A 13573-nucleotide genomic window follows, 5' to 3' on the forward strand; every position below is an offset into this window, starting at 1 on the left:
CCCTTGCGGTTCGCGCCCGTTGGCGTGTTCCGCGGGCGGCGGGGGCTTCGCCCGGCGTTGGTCCGCCGTTCGCCCAACGTGAGCCTGCTCACCCGGGGCCGCGCGCCGCCCGGACGACCCAGGGGCGGCCCGGGGACCGCCCGGGGGTGACTCAGGGACAGCTAGGGGGCGTCCTGGGTGACCGGCAGCAGCAGGCCCCAGCACCCGGCGTGGACCGTCCAGGTGCGGGCCCGCACCGGGCCGACCGGGTGCCCGTCCGCCTCGTAGCCGAAGCCCCGGCCCGCCACCGAGATGCTGGCCGCCCGGGCGCGCAGCAGGGCGCCGGGGGCGCGGACCACGATCTCCATCACGCCCTCTCCCGCGGCCGCGCCGGAGGGCAGCGTCACCTGGACCACCCGGACCGGCCGGTGGACGTCGGCGAGCAGCCGGCCGTCGGCCTCGACCCGCAGCCGGGCGCTGTGCGCGCCCCGGGCCGGCTCGACCCGGTCCGACCGACCGGACGGCCCGGTCCGGCCCGGCCGGGCGCTCCCGCCGGTCCCACCGGTGTCCTCCGGTCCCGCGCCCGCACCGGTCCGTTCCTGGGTGAGTGCGGTCGCCTGCTCGGCCGCAGCCAGTTTCGCCCATAGCGAACGCCATCCGCCCGGACGCCCCACCGGACGCCGTGCCCCGCCGCCCGAGATCCGCACCCCGCCGAGCGCCACCCCGCCACCGTCGTCCACCAGCAGGTCCAGCTTCCGGGCCGCCCCGGTCAGCACCGCGCGCGCCGCCGCGACCGGCGCGCCCGGCACCCCGAGCGCCCGGGCCGCCGCCAGCTCCTCCGGCCGGCCGACCGGCACCAGGCCCACCGGGTCGGCGCCCAGCTCACGTTGGCGGTACAGCGCCTGGAGCACCCGTTGCAGCGCGAGGTCGGAACCGATCACCACCGGTCGCCTCCGACCTCGGTGCGAAAGCACCCGATCGAGCTCGGAAGGCGTCTCCGGACAGGCCACCTTGACGTCCGTCCCACCGGAGAGAACGTCCTTCGCGATCCGCACCGACTCCCCGTCGGACTGCCGGGCCGCCGGGTCGAGGAGCAGGAGAAGCGGCTCCGGGCCGCCGGTTGCGGGCGTGGACAGGGACGACACAACCGGTCCTTCCTCAGGTAATCTCTCGGTGCAAGAGCCCCTTGCGCTATTGCGCCAGGGGCTTCGTCTATCTCGGGGCAGACTGCGGCCTACGCAGGATGCCCCAACCGGAAGGGGTGTACGCCTGTGCCGGCACTCGTGCTCGTTGGCGCTCAGTGGGGAGACGAGGGCAAGGGGAAGGCGACCGACCTCCTCGGCGGCTCCGTCGACTACGTCGTTCGCTACCAGGGCGGCAACAACGCCGGTCACACGGTGGTCATCGGCGACCAGAAGTACGCGCTGCACCTCCTGCCTTCCGGCATCCTCAGCCCGAACGTGACGCCGGTCATCGGCAACGGCGTCGTGATCGACCCGGGCGTGCTGCTCTCCGAGCTCAGCGGGCTCAACGAGCGCGGCATCGACACCTCCAAGCTGCTGATCTCGGGCAACGCCCACCTGATCACGCCGTACCACCGCACCCTGGACAAGGTCACCGAGCGCTTCCTCGGCAAGCGCCGGATCGGCACCACCGGCCGCGGCATCGGCCCGACCTACGCGGACAAGATCAACCGCGTCGGCATCCGGGTGCAGGACCTCTTCGACGAGTCGATCCTCCAGCAGAAGATCGAAGCGGCGCTGCACGACAAGAACCAGCTCCTGGTCAAGCTCTACAACCGCCGCGCGATCCCCGCCGACCTGGTGCTGGAGGAGTACCTGGGCTACGCGGACAAGATCAAGCCGTTCCTGGCCGACACCACCCTGGTCCTGGACGAGGCGCTGAAGGCCGGCAAGGTCGTCCTGCTGGAGGGCGGCCAGGGCACCCTGCTGGACGTCGACCACGGCACGTACCCGTTCGTCACCTCCAGCAACCCGACCTCGGGCGGCGCCTGCACCGGTTCCGGCATCGGTCCCACCAAGATCGACCGGGTCATCGGCATCCTCAAGGCCTACACCACCCGCGTCGGCTCCGGCCCGTTCCCGACCGAGCTGCTCGACGCGGACGGCGAGGCGCTGCGCCGGATCGGTGGCGAGCGCGGTGTCACCACCGGCCGTGACCGCCGCTGCGGCTGGTTCGACGCGGTGATCGCCCGCTACGCGACCCGGGTCAACGGCCTCACCGACTTCTTCCTCACCAAGCTGGACGTGCTGACCGGCTGGGAGCAGATCCCGGTCTGCGTCGCGTACGAGATCGACGGCCGCCGGGTCGAGGAGCTGCCGTACAACCAGTCGGACTTCCACCACGCCAAGCCGATCTACGAGACGCTGCCGGGCTGGACCGAGGACATCAGCGGGGCGAAGACCTTCGCCGAGCTGCCGAAGAACGCCCAGGCGTACGTGAAGGCGCTGGAGGAGATGTCGGGCGCCCCGATCTCCGCCATCGGCGTCGGCCCGGGCCGGTACGAGACGATCCAGATCAACTCGTTCGTCTAGGCCTCACGGCTGGGCCTCACGGCTTCCTGAGCAGGGCCCCGCGGGTTCTCCCGCGGGGCCCTGCTCTTGCCCTTCCAGCTTTGCACTAAGGCAGATATCCATTGCATCTAGTGCAGTCACGGGCTACCTTTCGATCATGACCGCGAAGCTTCCCGCCCCCACCACCCTCACCGGCCGCCACGTCCGACTGGAGCCGCTGGAGCGGCGCCACCTGTCCGACCTGTGGGCCGCCGTCGGCCCGGACCCCGAGGTGTGGCGCTGGGTCCCGTTCAGCGCGCCCACGTCGGAGGAGGAGTTGGGCGCGATGCTGGACATCCGCCTCGGCGAGGTCGCGGCCGGGGAGGCCGTGAAGTTCGCCGTGATCGAGCTCGCGAGCGGGCGGGCCGTCGGCATCACCGGCTACTACGCGTTCCACGCGGAGGACGAGCTCGTCGAGATCGGCGGCACCTGGTACGCGCGGTCCGTGTGGCGCACCGCCGTCAACACCGAGTCGAAGCTGCTGCTGCTCGCGCACGCCTTCGACGACCTGGGCATGGGCCGGGTGTTCTGGAAGACCGACGCGCTCAACGACCGCTCGCGCAACGCGATCCAGCGGCTGGGCGCACAGTTCGAGGGCGTCCACCGGCGCGAGAAGCGGCGCTCCACCGGCGTGTGGCGGGACACCGCGTACTTCTCGATGCTGCGCGAGGAGTGGCCGGCCGCGCGGGGTCGGCTGGAGCAGCGGCTCGCCGCCGGCTGAGCGCTACTTGTCCTTCTGCGGCGCCAAGTCCGCTCCGCCGGAGCGTCGTTCCCTCGGCTGACGGGTCGCGATGATCTGCGCCACCACCCCGACGAAGACCACCGAGACCAACAGGCCCGTCAGCAACACCACGGCCATCAGCGATCGACCGCCGCCACGGCCCAGACCGCCTTGCCGCACACCCCGATGAGTTCCACACCCCAGTCATCGGCCAAAGCGGCGACGAGGTCAAGCCCCCGCCCGCACGTTCGAGCCACATCCGGCTCGGGTCTGACGGGCGCGGCGGTCGATCCGTCGGCGACGGCGATGTAGAGGCGCCCGCACCGGAGTTCGAGGGAGACGGTGGGTGCTCCGGCGCCGTGGAGCAGGGCGTTCGCGAGGAGTTCGGAGAGGATCACGCACGGCCCGTCGGGATCGGCGCCAGCCGTGACCAGCAGATCGCGCAGCAGCCGCCGCACCACGCCCACCGTTTGGAGGCTCGCGGGCGGGAAGAGGTCGACCCGAAACTCGCGGTCGGGGTCGGCGTCGAGGGGGCGCAGGAGTGGAAGCAACATCGACTGTCTCCAGTCCAGTTGAGGGAAACTGATCAACCATCAGTGAGCGGTGCACTACTCAAGGTAGGCTCAGGCCTTCATTAGTGCAACCACTCGAATGGGTGATCCTGCGGATCTGCCCTCAGCGGCTGGCGCGGACCCGCTCCTGCGCGCAACACTGCCGATGCCACAGGAAGGGATGGACTTTGGCTCTGCGAGCGCACATCAGCGAGCGGCAGCGACGGTACGGCACCGAGATCCGCCGACTCCGACTGGACGCCGATGTGCCGGTCCAGGTCGCGGCAGCCCACATCGGTATTCGTGGTCCCCAGCTGAACCACATCGAAGCTGCCCGCACCGGTCTCGACGAGGAACGGCTGCGATCGCTGGCATCCTTCTACGGCTGCACGGATGAAGTATTTCTCCGCACACTCGCCGCCATCGGAGCCAGCGACGGCAAGGGCTGGTGGAGCCGTCACAAGCGGAAGGTCCCCGACTTCGCCCTCGACCTGGCCGAGCTCGAGCACTGGGCCACGACGGCCTACCTCAACTACGAGACCTTCCTCGTCCCGGGCATGCTCCAGACCGAGGACTACATGCGCCAGCTGTTCGGGACCGGCGAGACTCCGCTCTCGCCCGAAGAGATCGCCGACACGGTCCGCTTCCGCCTCGAACGCCAACAGATCCTCGACACCTCGACCACGTTCCACTTCGTGGTCCATGAGGCCGCGCTACTGATGGCGTTCGCCGGGCGCCACGTCATGCGAAACCAGTTGGCCCACCTGCTGGCCGTGGCGGAGAAGCCCAACGTCACGGTCCAGGTCTTCCCGTTCAGTGTCAGGGCGACGCCGCCGTACAGCGGCCCCTTCCTCCTCACCGAACCGGCCTCGCGCGCCCTCTCGACCGTGGTCATCGACACGCCAGGAGTTCCGATCTCCTACGCCCACCCCGAGACGGTCAACACGTTCCGAGGCCGCTTCGACGCTCTCAGCCGACTCGCACTGGGACCCGGGAGCGCGGGCACGTCCGCGCTCCCGAACTCCGAACGGGATTCCTGGGGAGTGATCCAACACATCAAGCACGGACTGGAATTGGAAAGGTAGTCATGCCGCGCAACTGGCAGAAGTCGACCAGCAGCTCGCAGGACGGCGGGAACTCGGTAGAGGTGTCCACCAACGCCGAAGGGCTCGTCGAGATCCGCGAGTCCGACGCCCCCGAATCGATCGTCGTCACCACCCCCACGAAGTTCGCGCTCTGGCTCGAAGGCGTCAAGCGCGGCGAGTTCGACCACTTCACCCACGCCTGATCCCACCGGCCGACCCCGAAGGAGCCCGACCCCCATGGACACCACCTGGCAGAAGGCCGCCCCCGGCGGCGAGGGCGAGGACGCCCTCGAAATCCGCACCGTCAACGGCATGGTCGAACTCCGCGACCCCAAGAACGACGCCATCATCGTCCGCACCACCCCCCGCAAGTGGGCCGCCTTCGTCCTCGGCGTGAAGGCCGGCGAGTTCGACCACTTCGTCGCCTAGCAACCCCCCTCCTCCCGTTGCCCCCTCGCGAGCCGCGAGGGGGCAACGGAGCTTTCAGTCCTGCACAGGAATGATCGGGCCTTGTGCTGTCCAGGCCCTGCCCGGAAGGACGGCCGAATGAGTGACTGGAAGTTCGTGAAGCACCGAACCGCCACCGCAGGCGCGGTGTGGCGGTCCGCCGACGGCCTGTTCTACAAGCGGACCGGTGGCGATGACCTCCGGGCGGAGGCCGAGTTCCAGCAGTTGGCCGCCGGCCTGGGCTACCCGGTGCCGGAGATCGTCGACAGTGGCTCGGAGGACGGGCGCTACTTCGTCGTCGAGCGCGCCATCGGTGACACCTCACTGCACGAGGAGGCGCTGGCCGACGCCGGGCGGGACGGGCAGGTCGGCCACCACGTCATCAGTACGGCTGCTGCCGTGGCGTCGAAGCTCCTGCAGGCCCAGGTGCGGCACCCCCTCCCCGCCATGCCGTGGTTCGAGAAGGCGGCTTTCGCGGCCGAGGTCTTCGAGGAGAACCCGGACTTCGACACCCCGCGCGTCCACGAGGCGGTCAAACATGCGCTCGACCGGCTGGCACGGCTCCCAATGGTGCACGGACATCTCGACTACGGCCTGCCCAACATCCTGCGAGCCGGGGTCATCGACTGGCAGCACCACGGGCCGGTCCCGCTGGGCTACGACGTCTACCCCGCGCTCGACATCGTGGCATTCAAGGGCGGAGGCAAGGGCTACGGCATCACCCCGGAGCAGCGCGCCGCCTACACCGCCGCGCTCGACGAGACCACGATGTCACTGATCGGGCAGCGGGTGAGCGAACACCTCGGCGACTTCCTGCTCGCCAAATGCTTCTTCTTCCTCGCCCTGATGCGGCCCACCGACCCCACCCGGCAGGACAAGCACCTCAAGTGGCAGTACCGGCGCGCCCTCTTCACGATGGGACTCGATCAGTACAAGTCGACCGGCACGATCGACACCGGCACCTTCCCCGCTCTGGAACGGTTCGCCGTCGAGCATCGGTAGGCCGGTGCCCACCGTTCCCTGGTGGTTGTCGGTCGCACAGGAAGTCGGGCGGGCCGACTTCCTGTGCGGGCGGGGAGCTTGGGGGCCCCGGGGAAATGGGAGCGAAGGGACGGGGGTGGCTTGGATAGGATTGCGCAGCCCACAGTGGAACGTCGCTCTGGCCGGCCGACCGGGAGTCGGCGACTGTGCCCGGTTCCCGTTGCCGTCCCAGAGCCTGCGCCTGTCACGGCACTCCGGGACAGGGGTGCGTGCGGGAGAAATCGGAGCATCCGAGGATGGCTCGGCACCTGATCACCAGCGCCCTTCCGTACATCAACGGGATCAAGCACCTGGGCAACATGGTCGGGTCCATGCTGCCTGCGGACGTCTACTCGCGGTACCTGCGCCGGCGCGGGCACGAGGTCCTCTACATCTGCGCGACCGACGAGCACGGCACGCCGGCCGAACTGGCCGCGCAGGAGGCCGGGCTGCCGGTGGCCGAGTTCTGCGCGCGGGCGCACGAGCAGCAGAAGGCCGTGTACGACGGCTTCCGACTGTCGTTCGACTACTTCGGCCGCAGCTCCTCGCCGCAGAACCGGGAGATCACCCAGGAGATCGCGCGCGAGCTGCACGCCAACGGCTTCATCGAGGAGCGGGCGATCCGCCAGGTGTACTCCAACACCGACGGCCGCTTCCTGCCGGACCGCTACATCGTCGGCACCTGCCCGCACTGCGGCTACGACAAGGCGCGCGGCGACCAGTGCGAGAACTGCACCCGGGTGCTCGACCCGACCGACCTGCTGGAGCCGCGCTCGGCGATCAGCGGCAGCGCCGACCTGGAGGTGCGGGAGACCACGCACCTGTTCCTGCTCCAGTCGAAGCTGACCGGACAGGTGGAGGACTGGGTCGCCGCGCACGCCGACGAGTGGCCGGTGCTCGCCTCCTCGATCGCCCGCAAGTGGCTGACCGAGGGCCTCCAGGACCGGGCGATCACCCGCGACCTGGAGTGGGGCGTGCCGGTGCCGGCCGATGTGTGGCCGGAGCTGGCGGCCTCGGACAAGGTCTTCTACGTCTGGTTCGACGCCCCGATCGAGTACATCGGCGCGACCAAGGAGTGGTCGGACGCGGCTCCGGCCGGCGAGCTGCGGGACTGGAAGTCCTGGTGGTACGAGGCCGACGAGACCGTCCGCTACACCGAGTTCATGGCCAAGGACAACGTCCCCTTCCACACCGTGATGTTCCCGGCGACGATCCTCGGCTCGCGCCGGCCGTGGAAGAAGGTCGACTACGTCAAGGCCTTCAACTGGCTGACGTACTACGGCGGGAAGTTCTCCACCAGCCAGAAGCGGGGCATCTTCACCGACGTCGCGCTGGAGCTGCTGCCGGCCGACTACTGGCGCTACTTCCTGATGGCACACGCGCCCGAGTCGGACGACTCCAGCTTCACCTGGGACCTCTTCGCCTCCGTGGTCAACAAGGACCTCGCCGACACCCTCGGCAACTTCGTCAACCGGGTGCTGTCGTTCAGCCGCAAGCGGTTCGGCGACGAGGTGCCCGCCGGGCACGCCGCGGGCGAGGCCGAGGAGCGGCTGGGCGCGCAGATCGCGGAGCTGCTGGCCGACTACGAGACCCAGCTGGAGGCGCTCAACTTCCGCAAGGCGACGCAGAGTCTGCGCGCGCTGTGGAGCGCGGGCAACGCCTACCTGGACGAGAAGGCGCCCTGGCTCCAGGTGAAGACCGACCCGGAGGCGGCGGCGCTGACGCTGCGCACGGCGATGAACCTGATCCACCTGTACGCGGTGGTCTCCGAGCCGTTCATCCCGACGGCGGCGCAGGCGATGCGCGAGGCGTTAGCGCTGCCGGCCGACGCTCCGGCGCGCGCCCTCGACTGGGTGGACGCGGCCGGGGCCCGGGCGCTGGACGCGGTGCCGGCGGGGACGCCGTTCACCGTGCCGCCGGTGCTGTTCGCGAAGATCACGGACGAGGACCTGGCCGCCTGGTCCGCCCGCTTCGGCGGCGGCGAGTAGGCGCGGAGCAGCAGCGCAGGGCACGACCGCTCGGCCGTCCCTCCCGTTCGCGGGGGAGGCGGCCGAGCCGCGTTTCCGGGGCGGCGAGGGCGGACGAGACTGCGGCCGCCGGGGCGGGTTCAGCCCAGGGCGCCGCGCGCGGCGCCGAGCAGTGGGGCCAGCTCGGGGGCGTCGGCGGCGGCCTCGTCGAGGGCGCCGGTGAGGGCCTCCTCGTAGGTGGCGCGGGCCTCCCGGTGGCGGGTGCGGCCGGCGTCGGTGAGCACGGTGTAGACGCCGCGCTTGTCGTCCGGGCAGAGGTCCCGGTAGGTGAACTCGGCGGCGGCGAGGCGGGCGACCAGCCGGGTCACGGAGCTCTGGTTGAGGCCGAGGCCGGTGGCGAGCTCCTGCATCCGCAGCTCGGACTTGGGCGCCTCGGCGAGCAGGCCGAGGGCGCGGTACTCGGAGAGCCCGAGGCCGTGCCGCCGTTGCAGGACGGTGGCGAGCCGGCCCTCGACCTGGGCGTGCAGCGCGGTGAGCCGGTTCCACATCCGGGCGTCGGCCGCGCCGTCGGGGGTGTCGGACAGGGCCTCGGGCGGGGCGGCCTCGGACGGGATGGCGTCGGGGGTGGTGGGCACGGGGGTTCCTCCCTTGCCGGGCTGGGTGGTTGACACAGCTTACTTGTACATGCATGCTCTTGCCCAGCAGAAAGTGTTTGCACATACATGCAACAACTATTCGGGGGGCTCGTCCCATGGCCTGGATCCACCTGCTCGTCGCCGCCGTCTTCGAGGTCGTCTTCGCCCTCGCCACCAACGCCACCCACGGCTTCACCGAACTGGGCCCGTCCCTGCTGACGGCCGCCGCGGCCGCCGGCGGGATCTTCTTCCTCAGCCTCGCGCTGCGCACCCTCGACGTCGGTGTCGGCTACACCGTGTGGACCGGCATCGGCTCGGTCGGCACGGTCGTCCTCGGCACGCTGATCTTCGACGAGGAGATGAACGCCGGGAAGGCGCTCGCCTTCGTCCTCATCATCGGCGGGGTGCTCGGCCTCAAGCTCGCGGACCGACTGAGCAGCCGCGGCGCCTCCGCGCCGACCGCCGGGCCCGCCTCCGCGTCCGCCGCCGCCTGAATCCCGACCGACCCTCCGCACCGGCATCCCCATCAAGGAGTTGAACCGTCATGGCCTGGGCCTATCTGGCAGTCGCCGTCGTCTTCGAGATCGTCTTCGCCCTCGGCACCAACGCCACCAAGGGCTTCACCCGCCTCTGGCCCTCCGTACTCACCCTGACCGCCGCCGCGGGCGGCATCTACACCCTGAGCCTCGCCCTGCGCACCCTGGACGTGAGCGTCGGCTACACGATCTGGACGGGGCTCGGCTCGATCGGCACGGTGCTGTTCGGCGCGCTGGTCTTCAAGGAGCGGATCACCCTGCCCAAGCTGGTCTCCTTCGCCGCGATCATCGCCGGCGCGGTCACCCTCAAGCTCTCCTCCGGACTCTGAGCCACCGTCACCCGGGGCGTTTTCACCCGATCGTGGAATCGCCCGGCCGGGGACGGATCGGCAAGACTGGCCGTCCCCGACCGATTCCCGAGGGAGGCGCGGACGATGGACGCCGAGGAGGGGCCACCGGCCGACCAGCCACTGGCCGAGTGGTACGCCGAGCGGGCGCGCCGCCGCCGGGCGCCGGGGACCAGGGACGCGTTCACCCTCGCCCCCGGCCCCCGGCGTGCGGCGCACCTCTTCCAGGACGTGCCGCGCCTCGTGGTCGAGTGGGACGGCCATGCCTGGCAGCCGGTCGCGGTGGCCGAGAACTACGCCGAGGCCTACCCGTTGATCGTCCGCCCCGGGTCGGAGGAGGCGCCGGGGCCGGAGTCCGTGCCAGGGCCGGAGTCTGCGCCTGGGCCGGTGTTCCCGCAGGCGGACACTCCGGTGCCGCTGCTGCGGAAGGGCACCGGACGGCACCGCAAGCCCGACCGGTGAGCCCCTGCCGGTGTCCACCGGTGGCCCCGACGCGCCCTACTGCTCGGCGGCCGCCCGGGCGGTGTGGACGGTGATCGCGGTGAGGTAGAAGGCGTCCGGCCGGGCCAGGATGCCGGTGGGCGCCTCCCGGTCCAGCAGCGCGTCCAGGACCGCCCGGTCGTCCGCCTCCAGCCGGGTGTCCAACTGCTCGCGCCGGCGGGAGAGCTGAACGTGCAGGAACTCGCGGGCCGCGGTGTCCAGCGGGGCCGGACGGTCGACCAGGAAGGTCCGGCTGCCGCTCGGCACGAGCCCGGCCCCGGCCAGCATGGCCGGCCAGTCCTCCACCACCGCGACCGCGCCGGGCGTGGCCTCGCGCATCTGCGCGAACACCTCCTCGTGCGCCGCGTCCAGCCGGGCCTGGAGACCGGGACGGCCGAGACCGAGGTCGCGCGGGAGGTAGCGGGCGGGCAGGCCGCGCTCGGCGACGGCCAGCAGGCCGCCGGGGCGCAGCGTCCCGGCCAGGGCGGTCAACGCGGCCTGCTGGTCGCCGAGATGGTGGATCGCGTTGCCGGACCAGATCAGCTCGGCGCTGCCCAGGGTGCCGAAGTCGCCCGGCAGGTCGGCCTGTCGGGTGCCGAGGCGCCCGACCGAACGGATCCGGGCCCGCTCCAGCAGGGCGGCCGACTGGTCGACCGCCACCACCTCGGCCGCCGGGAAGGCGTCCGCGAGCAGTCCGGCGATCACTCCGGGACCGCTGCCCACGTCGAGCACCCGCCGGACGGTGGTGCCGTCCAGCAGTCCGCGCAGCCAGTGCGCGGCCTCGGTGACGGCCGGGGACTGGAGCTCGGCCTCGCGCTCCAGGTGGACGGCGAGGGCGTCCCAGTCGAAGTCGCCGTCGTGGCCGTGCTGGTGGCCGTGGTCGTGGCCGTGCTGGTGAGCGTTCTGGTGCCCGTGCTGCTGGCCGTGCTGGTGGGTGTGCCCGGTCATCGGGTACTCCGTTCCTTCGAGGTGGGTGGTCACCGCGCCGGTGCGGCGGTGGGGACAGCGGTGGTGAGCGGAGCGGTGACGGCGGCGAGCGCACGCTCGGTGTCCTCGTCCACCAGGTCGTGGTTGAGCGCGAACGCGGCCGCGGCCCCGGCCCCGGCGGCGGTGATCACCTGGGCGCGCGGGTCGGCGACATTGCCCACCGCCCACACCCCGGGCACGCTGGTGCGGCCCGCCCGGTCGGTGCAGACCCAGCCCTGCGCGTCCCGGTCGCAGTCCAGGCCGAACAGCGGGGCGTCCCGGGGCACCAGGTGCGGGAAGAGGAACAGCGCCTCGCGCGGCACGGCCGAGCCGTCCACCAGTTCGACGCCGCGCAGCCGGTCGTCCACGACGACCATCCGCACGACCTCGCCCTCGACGACCCGGACGCCCCGGGCGCCGAGCCGGGCCCGGTCGTCCGCGGAGAGGTCCAGGGTGTGCGCGAGGAGGACCACGTCCGCCGACCACTGGCGGAGCAGCAGCACCTGCCCGACCGCGCCCGGGGCGGTGCCGAGCACGCCGAGCGGCCGGTCGCGGACCTCGTAGCCGTGGCAGTAGGGGCAGTGCAGGACGTCGCGGCCCCAGCGTGCGGCCAGGCCGGGCGGGTCGGGGAGCCCGTCGCGCAGACCGGTGGCGACCACCACCCGGCGGGCCCGCAGGGCCTGGCCGCCGGCCAGTTGGACGTCGAAGGCGGGGGCACCGGCGTCCGGCACCGGCACGATCCGGTCCACCCGACCGTCGAGCAGATCCACCCCGTAGCCCCTCAGCTCGGCCCGGCCCGCCGCCAGCAGCACCGCCGGGGCCGTGCCGTCCCGGGAGAGGAAGCCCCGCATGTGGGCGGCCGGGGCGTTGCGCGGCTGCCCCGCGTCGACCACGGCCACCCGGCGGCAGGCCCGGGCCAGGACCAGGGCCGCGCTCAGCCCGGCGGCGCCACCGCCGACCACCACCACGTCGTAGCTGCCCTCGGCGGCCCGGACGCGCACGTCGCTGTGTGTGTCGCTCATCGCGATCACCTCCACCGCCAGGCTGCGCCGACCACCGTCGGGGAGGCAACTTTCGTTGCTGTTTCAGCAACACCGCCTGCCCTGCGGAGTGAAGCGCCCCTTGCGTTCGAGCGCACTCCAACTCCTAAGGTCGGCACGGCCGACTCGGCACCCCGGACCTCGGCGCGGACCCCCCGCGACCGCGACCGCTGAACCAGGAGGAACCACCATGCGCTACCGCGTCCTCGGCGGCACCGGCATCGAGGTCAGTACCTACTGCCTCGGCACCATGATGTTCGGCGCCATCGGCAACCCCGACCACGACGACTGCGCCGGGATCATCCACGCCGCGCTCGATGCGGGCATCAACTTCGTCGACACCGCCGACATGTACTCGAAGGGCGAGTCCGAGGAGATCGTCGGCAAGGCGCTGCAGGCCCGCGGCGACCGCGACGAGGTCGTGCTCGCCACCAAGGTGCACTTCCCGATGGGCGAGGGCCGCAACCGGAGCGGCAACTCCCGCCGGTGGATCGTCCGCGAGGTCGAGGAGAGTCTGCGGCGGCTGCGCACCGACCGGATCGACCTCTACCAAGTGCACCGGCCGGACCCCGGCACGGACATCGAGGAGACCCTCGCCGTGCTCGGCGACCTGGTGCGGGCCGGCAAGATCCTCGCCTTCGGCTGCTCGACCTTCCCCGCCGAGGAGCTCGTCGAGGCCCACCACGTCGCGGAGCGGCGCGGTCTGCCGAGGTTCCGGACCGAGCAGCCGCCGTACTCGCTGCTCGCGCGCGGCATCGAGCGGGACGTCCTGCCGACCGTGCGGCGGCTCGGCATGGGCGCGCTGACCTGGTCGCCGCTCGCCTCCGGCTTCCTCACCGGCCGCTACCGCAAGGACCGGCCGATCGACATGGCCACCGGTCGCGCCGCCCTGATGCCGGCCAGGTTCGACCCGGCGCTGCCGGTGAACCAGGCCAAGCTGGACGCCGTCGAGGAGCTGACCGCCGTCGCCGAGGGCCTCGGCCGCACCCTGCCCGAACTCGCCCTGGCCTTCCCGCTCGCGCACCCGGCGGTGACCTCGGTGATCATCGGCCCGCGCACCCGGGCCCAGCTGGACGCGGCCCTCAAGGGGGCCGACCTCGTCCTCGACGACGCCACCCTGGACCGGATCGACGCGATCGTCCCGCCCGGCACCAACGTCTACCACCCGGACGGGGTCTGGCAGCCCCGCGCGCTCACCGAACCGGCCCTCCGCCGGAGGCCGGAGG

General features: G+C 71.8%; 17 protein-coding genes. 11 read left to right on the forward strand and 6 right to left on the reverse strand.

Annotated elements, in window-relative coordinates:
• Positions 1–161: 161 nt before the first annotated feature.
• Complete coding sequence (locus tag VR45_RS19200; RefSeq protein WP_063772510.1) at positions 162–1124, reverse strand: hypothetical protein; 963 nt, start codon at positions 1122–1124, stop codon at positions 162–164.
• 126 nt (positions 1125–1250) lie between these two features.
• On the opposite strand from VR45_RS19200, the gene VR45_RS19205 reads away from it, so the two are divergent.
• Together VR45_RS19205 and VR45_RS19210 are read left to right on the forward strand one after the other, a co-directional pair.
• A complete protein-coding gene (locus VR45_RS19205) occupies positions 1251–2534 on the forward strand; it encodes an adenylosuccinate synthase (RefSeq protein WP_045941023.1) in 1284 nt (427 codons plus the stop codon).
• Positions 2535–2670: 136 nt separating this feature from the next.
• Entirely contained in the window at positions 2671–3273 is a 603-nt protein-coding gene (locus VR45_RS19210) for a GNAT family protein (RefSeq protein ID WP_045941024.1), read from the forward strand.
• 3 nt (positions 3274–3276) lie between these two features.
• On the opposite strand, the gene VR45_RS50090 is transcribed toward VR45_RS19210, so the two are convergent.
• Positions 3277–3405 carry a hypothetical protein gene (locus VR45_RS50090; protein ID WP_286163322.1) on the reverse strand — a complete coding sequence of 43 codons (129 nt, stop codon included), beginning with the start codon at positions 3403–3405 and terminating at the stop codon, positions 3277–3279.
• A 5-nt stretch (positions 3406–3410) separates the two neighbouring features.
• Positions 3411–3863 carry an ATP-binding protein gene (locus tag VR45_RS19215; RefSeq protein ID WP_159394267.1) on the reverse strand — a complete coding sequence of 151 codons (453 nt, stop codon included), beginning with the start codon at positions 3861–3863 and terminating at the stop codon, positions 3411–3413.
• Between the two features lie 149 nt (positions 3864–4012).
• On the opposite strand from VR45_RS19215, the gene VR45_RS19220 reads away from it, so the two are divergent.
• From VR45_RS19220 to metG, 5 genes are all read left to right on the forward strand, one after another.
• A complete protein-coding gene (locus VR45_RS19220) occupies positions 4013–4909 on the forward strand; it encodes a helix-turn-helix transcriptional regulator (RefSeq protein ID WP_045941025.1) in 897 nt (298 codons plus the stop codon).
• Positions 4910–4911: 2 nt separating this feature from the next.
• Positions 4912–5112, forward strand: a complete 201-nt coding sequence (locus tag VR45_RS19225; protein ID WP_045941026.1) for a DUF397 domain-containing protein — start codon at positions 4912–4914, stop codon at positions 5110–5112.
• A gap of 34 nt (positions 5113–5146) precedes the next feature.
• On the forward strand, positions 5147–5338 hold the full coding sequence (locus tag VR45_RS19230) for a DUF397 domain-containing protein (protein ID WP_030392270.1): 192 nt from the start codon (positions 5147–5149) through the stop codon (positions 5336–5338).
• Positions 5339–5455: 117 nt separating this feature from the next.
• The gene (locus tag VR45_RS19235; RefSeq protein ID WP_045941027.1) at positions 5456–6358 is read left to right on the forward strand and encodes a phosphotransferase; all 903 of its coding nucleotides are present in this window, start codon (positions 5456–5458) and stop codon (positions 6356–6358) included.
• Positions 6359–6633: 275 nt separating this feature from the next.
• The gene (metG, locus tag VR45_RS19240; RefSeq protein ID WP_045941028.1) at positions 6634–8364 is read left to right on the forward strand and encodes a methionine--tRNA ligase; all 1731 of its coding nucleotides are present in this window, start codon (positions 6634–6636) and stop codon (positions 8362–8364) included.
• Between the two features lie 119 nt (positions 8365–8483).
• Here the strand turns inward: metG and VR45_RS19245 are convergent, their stop codons facing one another.
• Entirely contained in the window at positions 8484–8891 is a 408-nt protein-coding gene (locus VR45_RS19245) for a MarR family transcriptional regulator (RefSeq protein WP_045941035.1), read from the reverse strand.
• 203 nt (positions 8892–9094) lie between these two features.
• Here VR45_RS19245 and VR45_RS19250 point away from each other — a divergent pair, with 203 nt between their 5' ends.
• The 3 genes from VR45_RS19250 (at position 9095) to VR45_RS42460 (ending at position 10323) form a co-directional block, all read left to right on the forward strand.
• Complete coding sequence (locus VR45_RS19250; RefSeq protein ID WP_045941029.1) at positions 9095–9472, forward strand: multidrug efflux SMR transporter; 378 nt, start codon at positions 9095–9097, stop codon at positions 9470–9472.
• 50 nt (positions 9473–9522) lie between these two features.
• Complete coding sequence (locus VR45_RS19255) at positions 9523–9843, forward strand: multidrug efflux SMR transporter (protein ID WP_045941030.1); 321 nt, start codon at positions 9523–9525, stop codon at positions 9841–9843.
• A gap of 105 nt (positions 9844–9948) precedes the next feature.
• A complete protein-coding gene (locus VR45_RS42460) occupies positions 9949–10323 on the forward strand; it encodes a DUF6087 family protein (protein ID WP_052709208.1) in 375 nt (124 codons plus the stop codon).
• A gap of 36 nt (positions 10324–10359) precedes the next feature.
• On the opposite strand, the gene VR45_RS19265 is transcribed toward VR45_RS42460, so the two are convergent.
• Entirely contained in the window at positions 10360–11289 is a 930-nt protein-coding gene (locus tag VR45_RS19265) for a class I SAM-dependent methyltransferase (protein WP_045941031.1), read from the reverse strand.
• A 29-nt stretch (positions 11290–11318) separates the two neighbouring features.
• Positions 11319–12329 carry an NAD(P)/FAD-dependent oxidoreductase gene (locus tag VR45_RS19270; RefSeq protein WP_045941037.1) on the reverse strand — a complete coding sequence of 337 codons (1011 nt, stop codon included), beginning with the start codon at positions 12327–12329 and terminating at the stop codon, positions 11319–11321.
• Positions 12330–12537: 208 nt separating this feature from the next.
• Between VR45_RS19270 and VR45_RS19275 the strand changes: the two genes are divergently transcribed.
• Positions 12538–13573 (forward strand): aldo/keto reductase (locus VR45_RS19275; RefSeq protein WP_045941032.1); only part of this gene is annotated, 1036 nt, incomplete at its 3' end.

Source organism: Streptomyces sp. NRRL S-495 (assembly GCF_000966955.1).
GTDB lineage: Bacteria > Actinomycetota > Actinomycetes > Streptomycetales > Streptomycetaceae > Kitasatospora > Kitasatospora purpeofusca.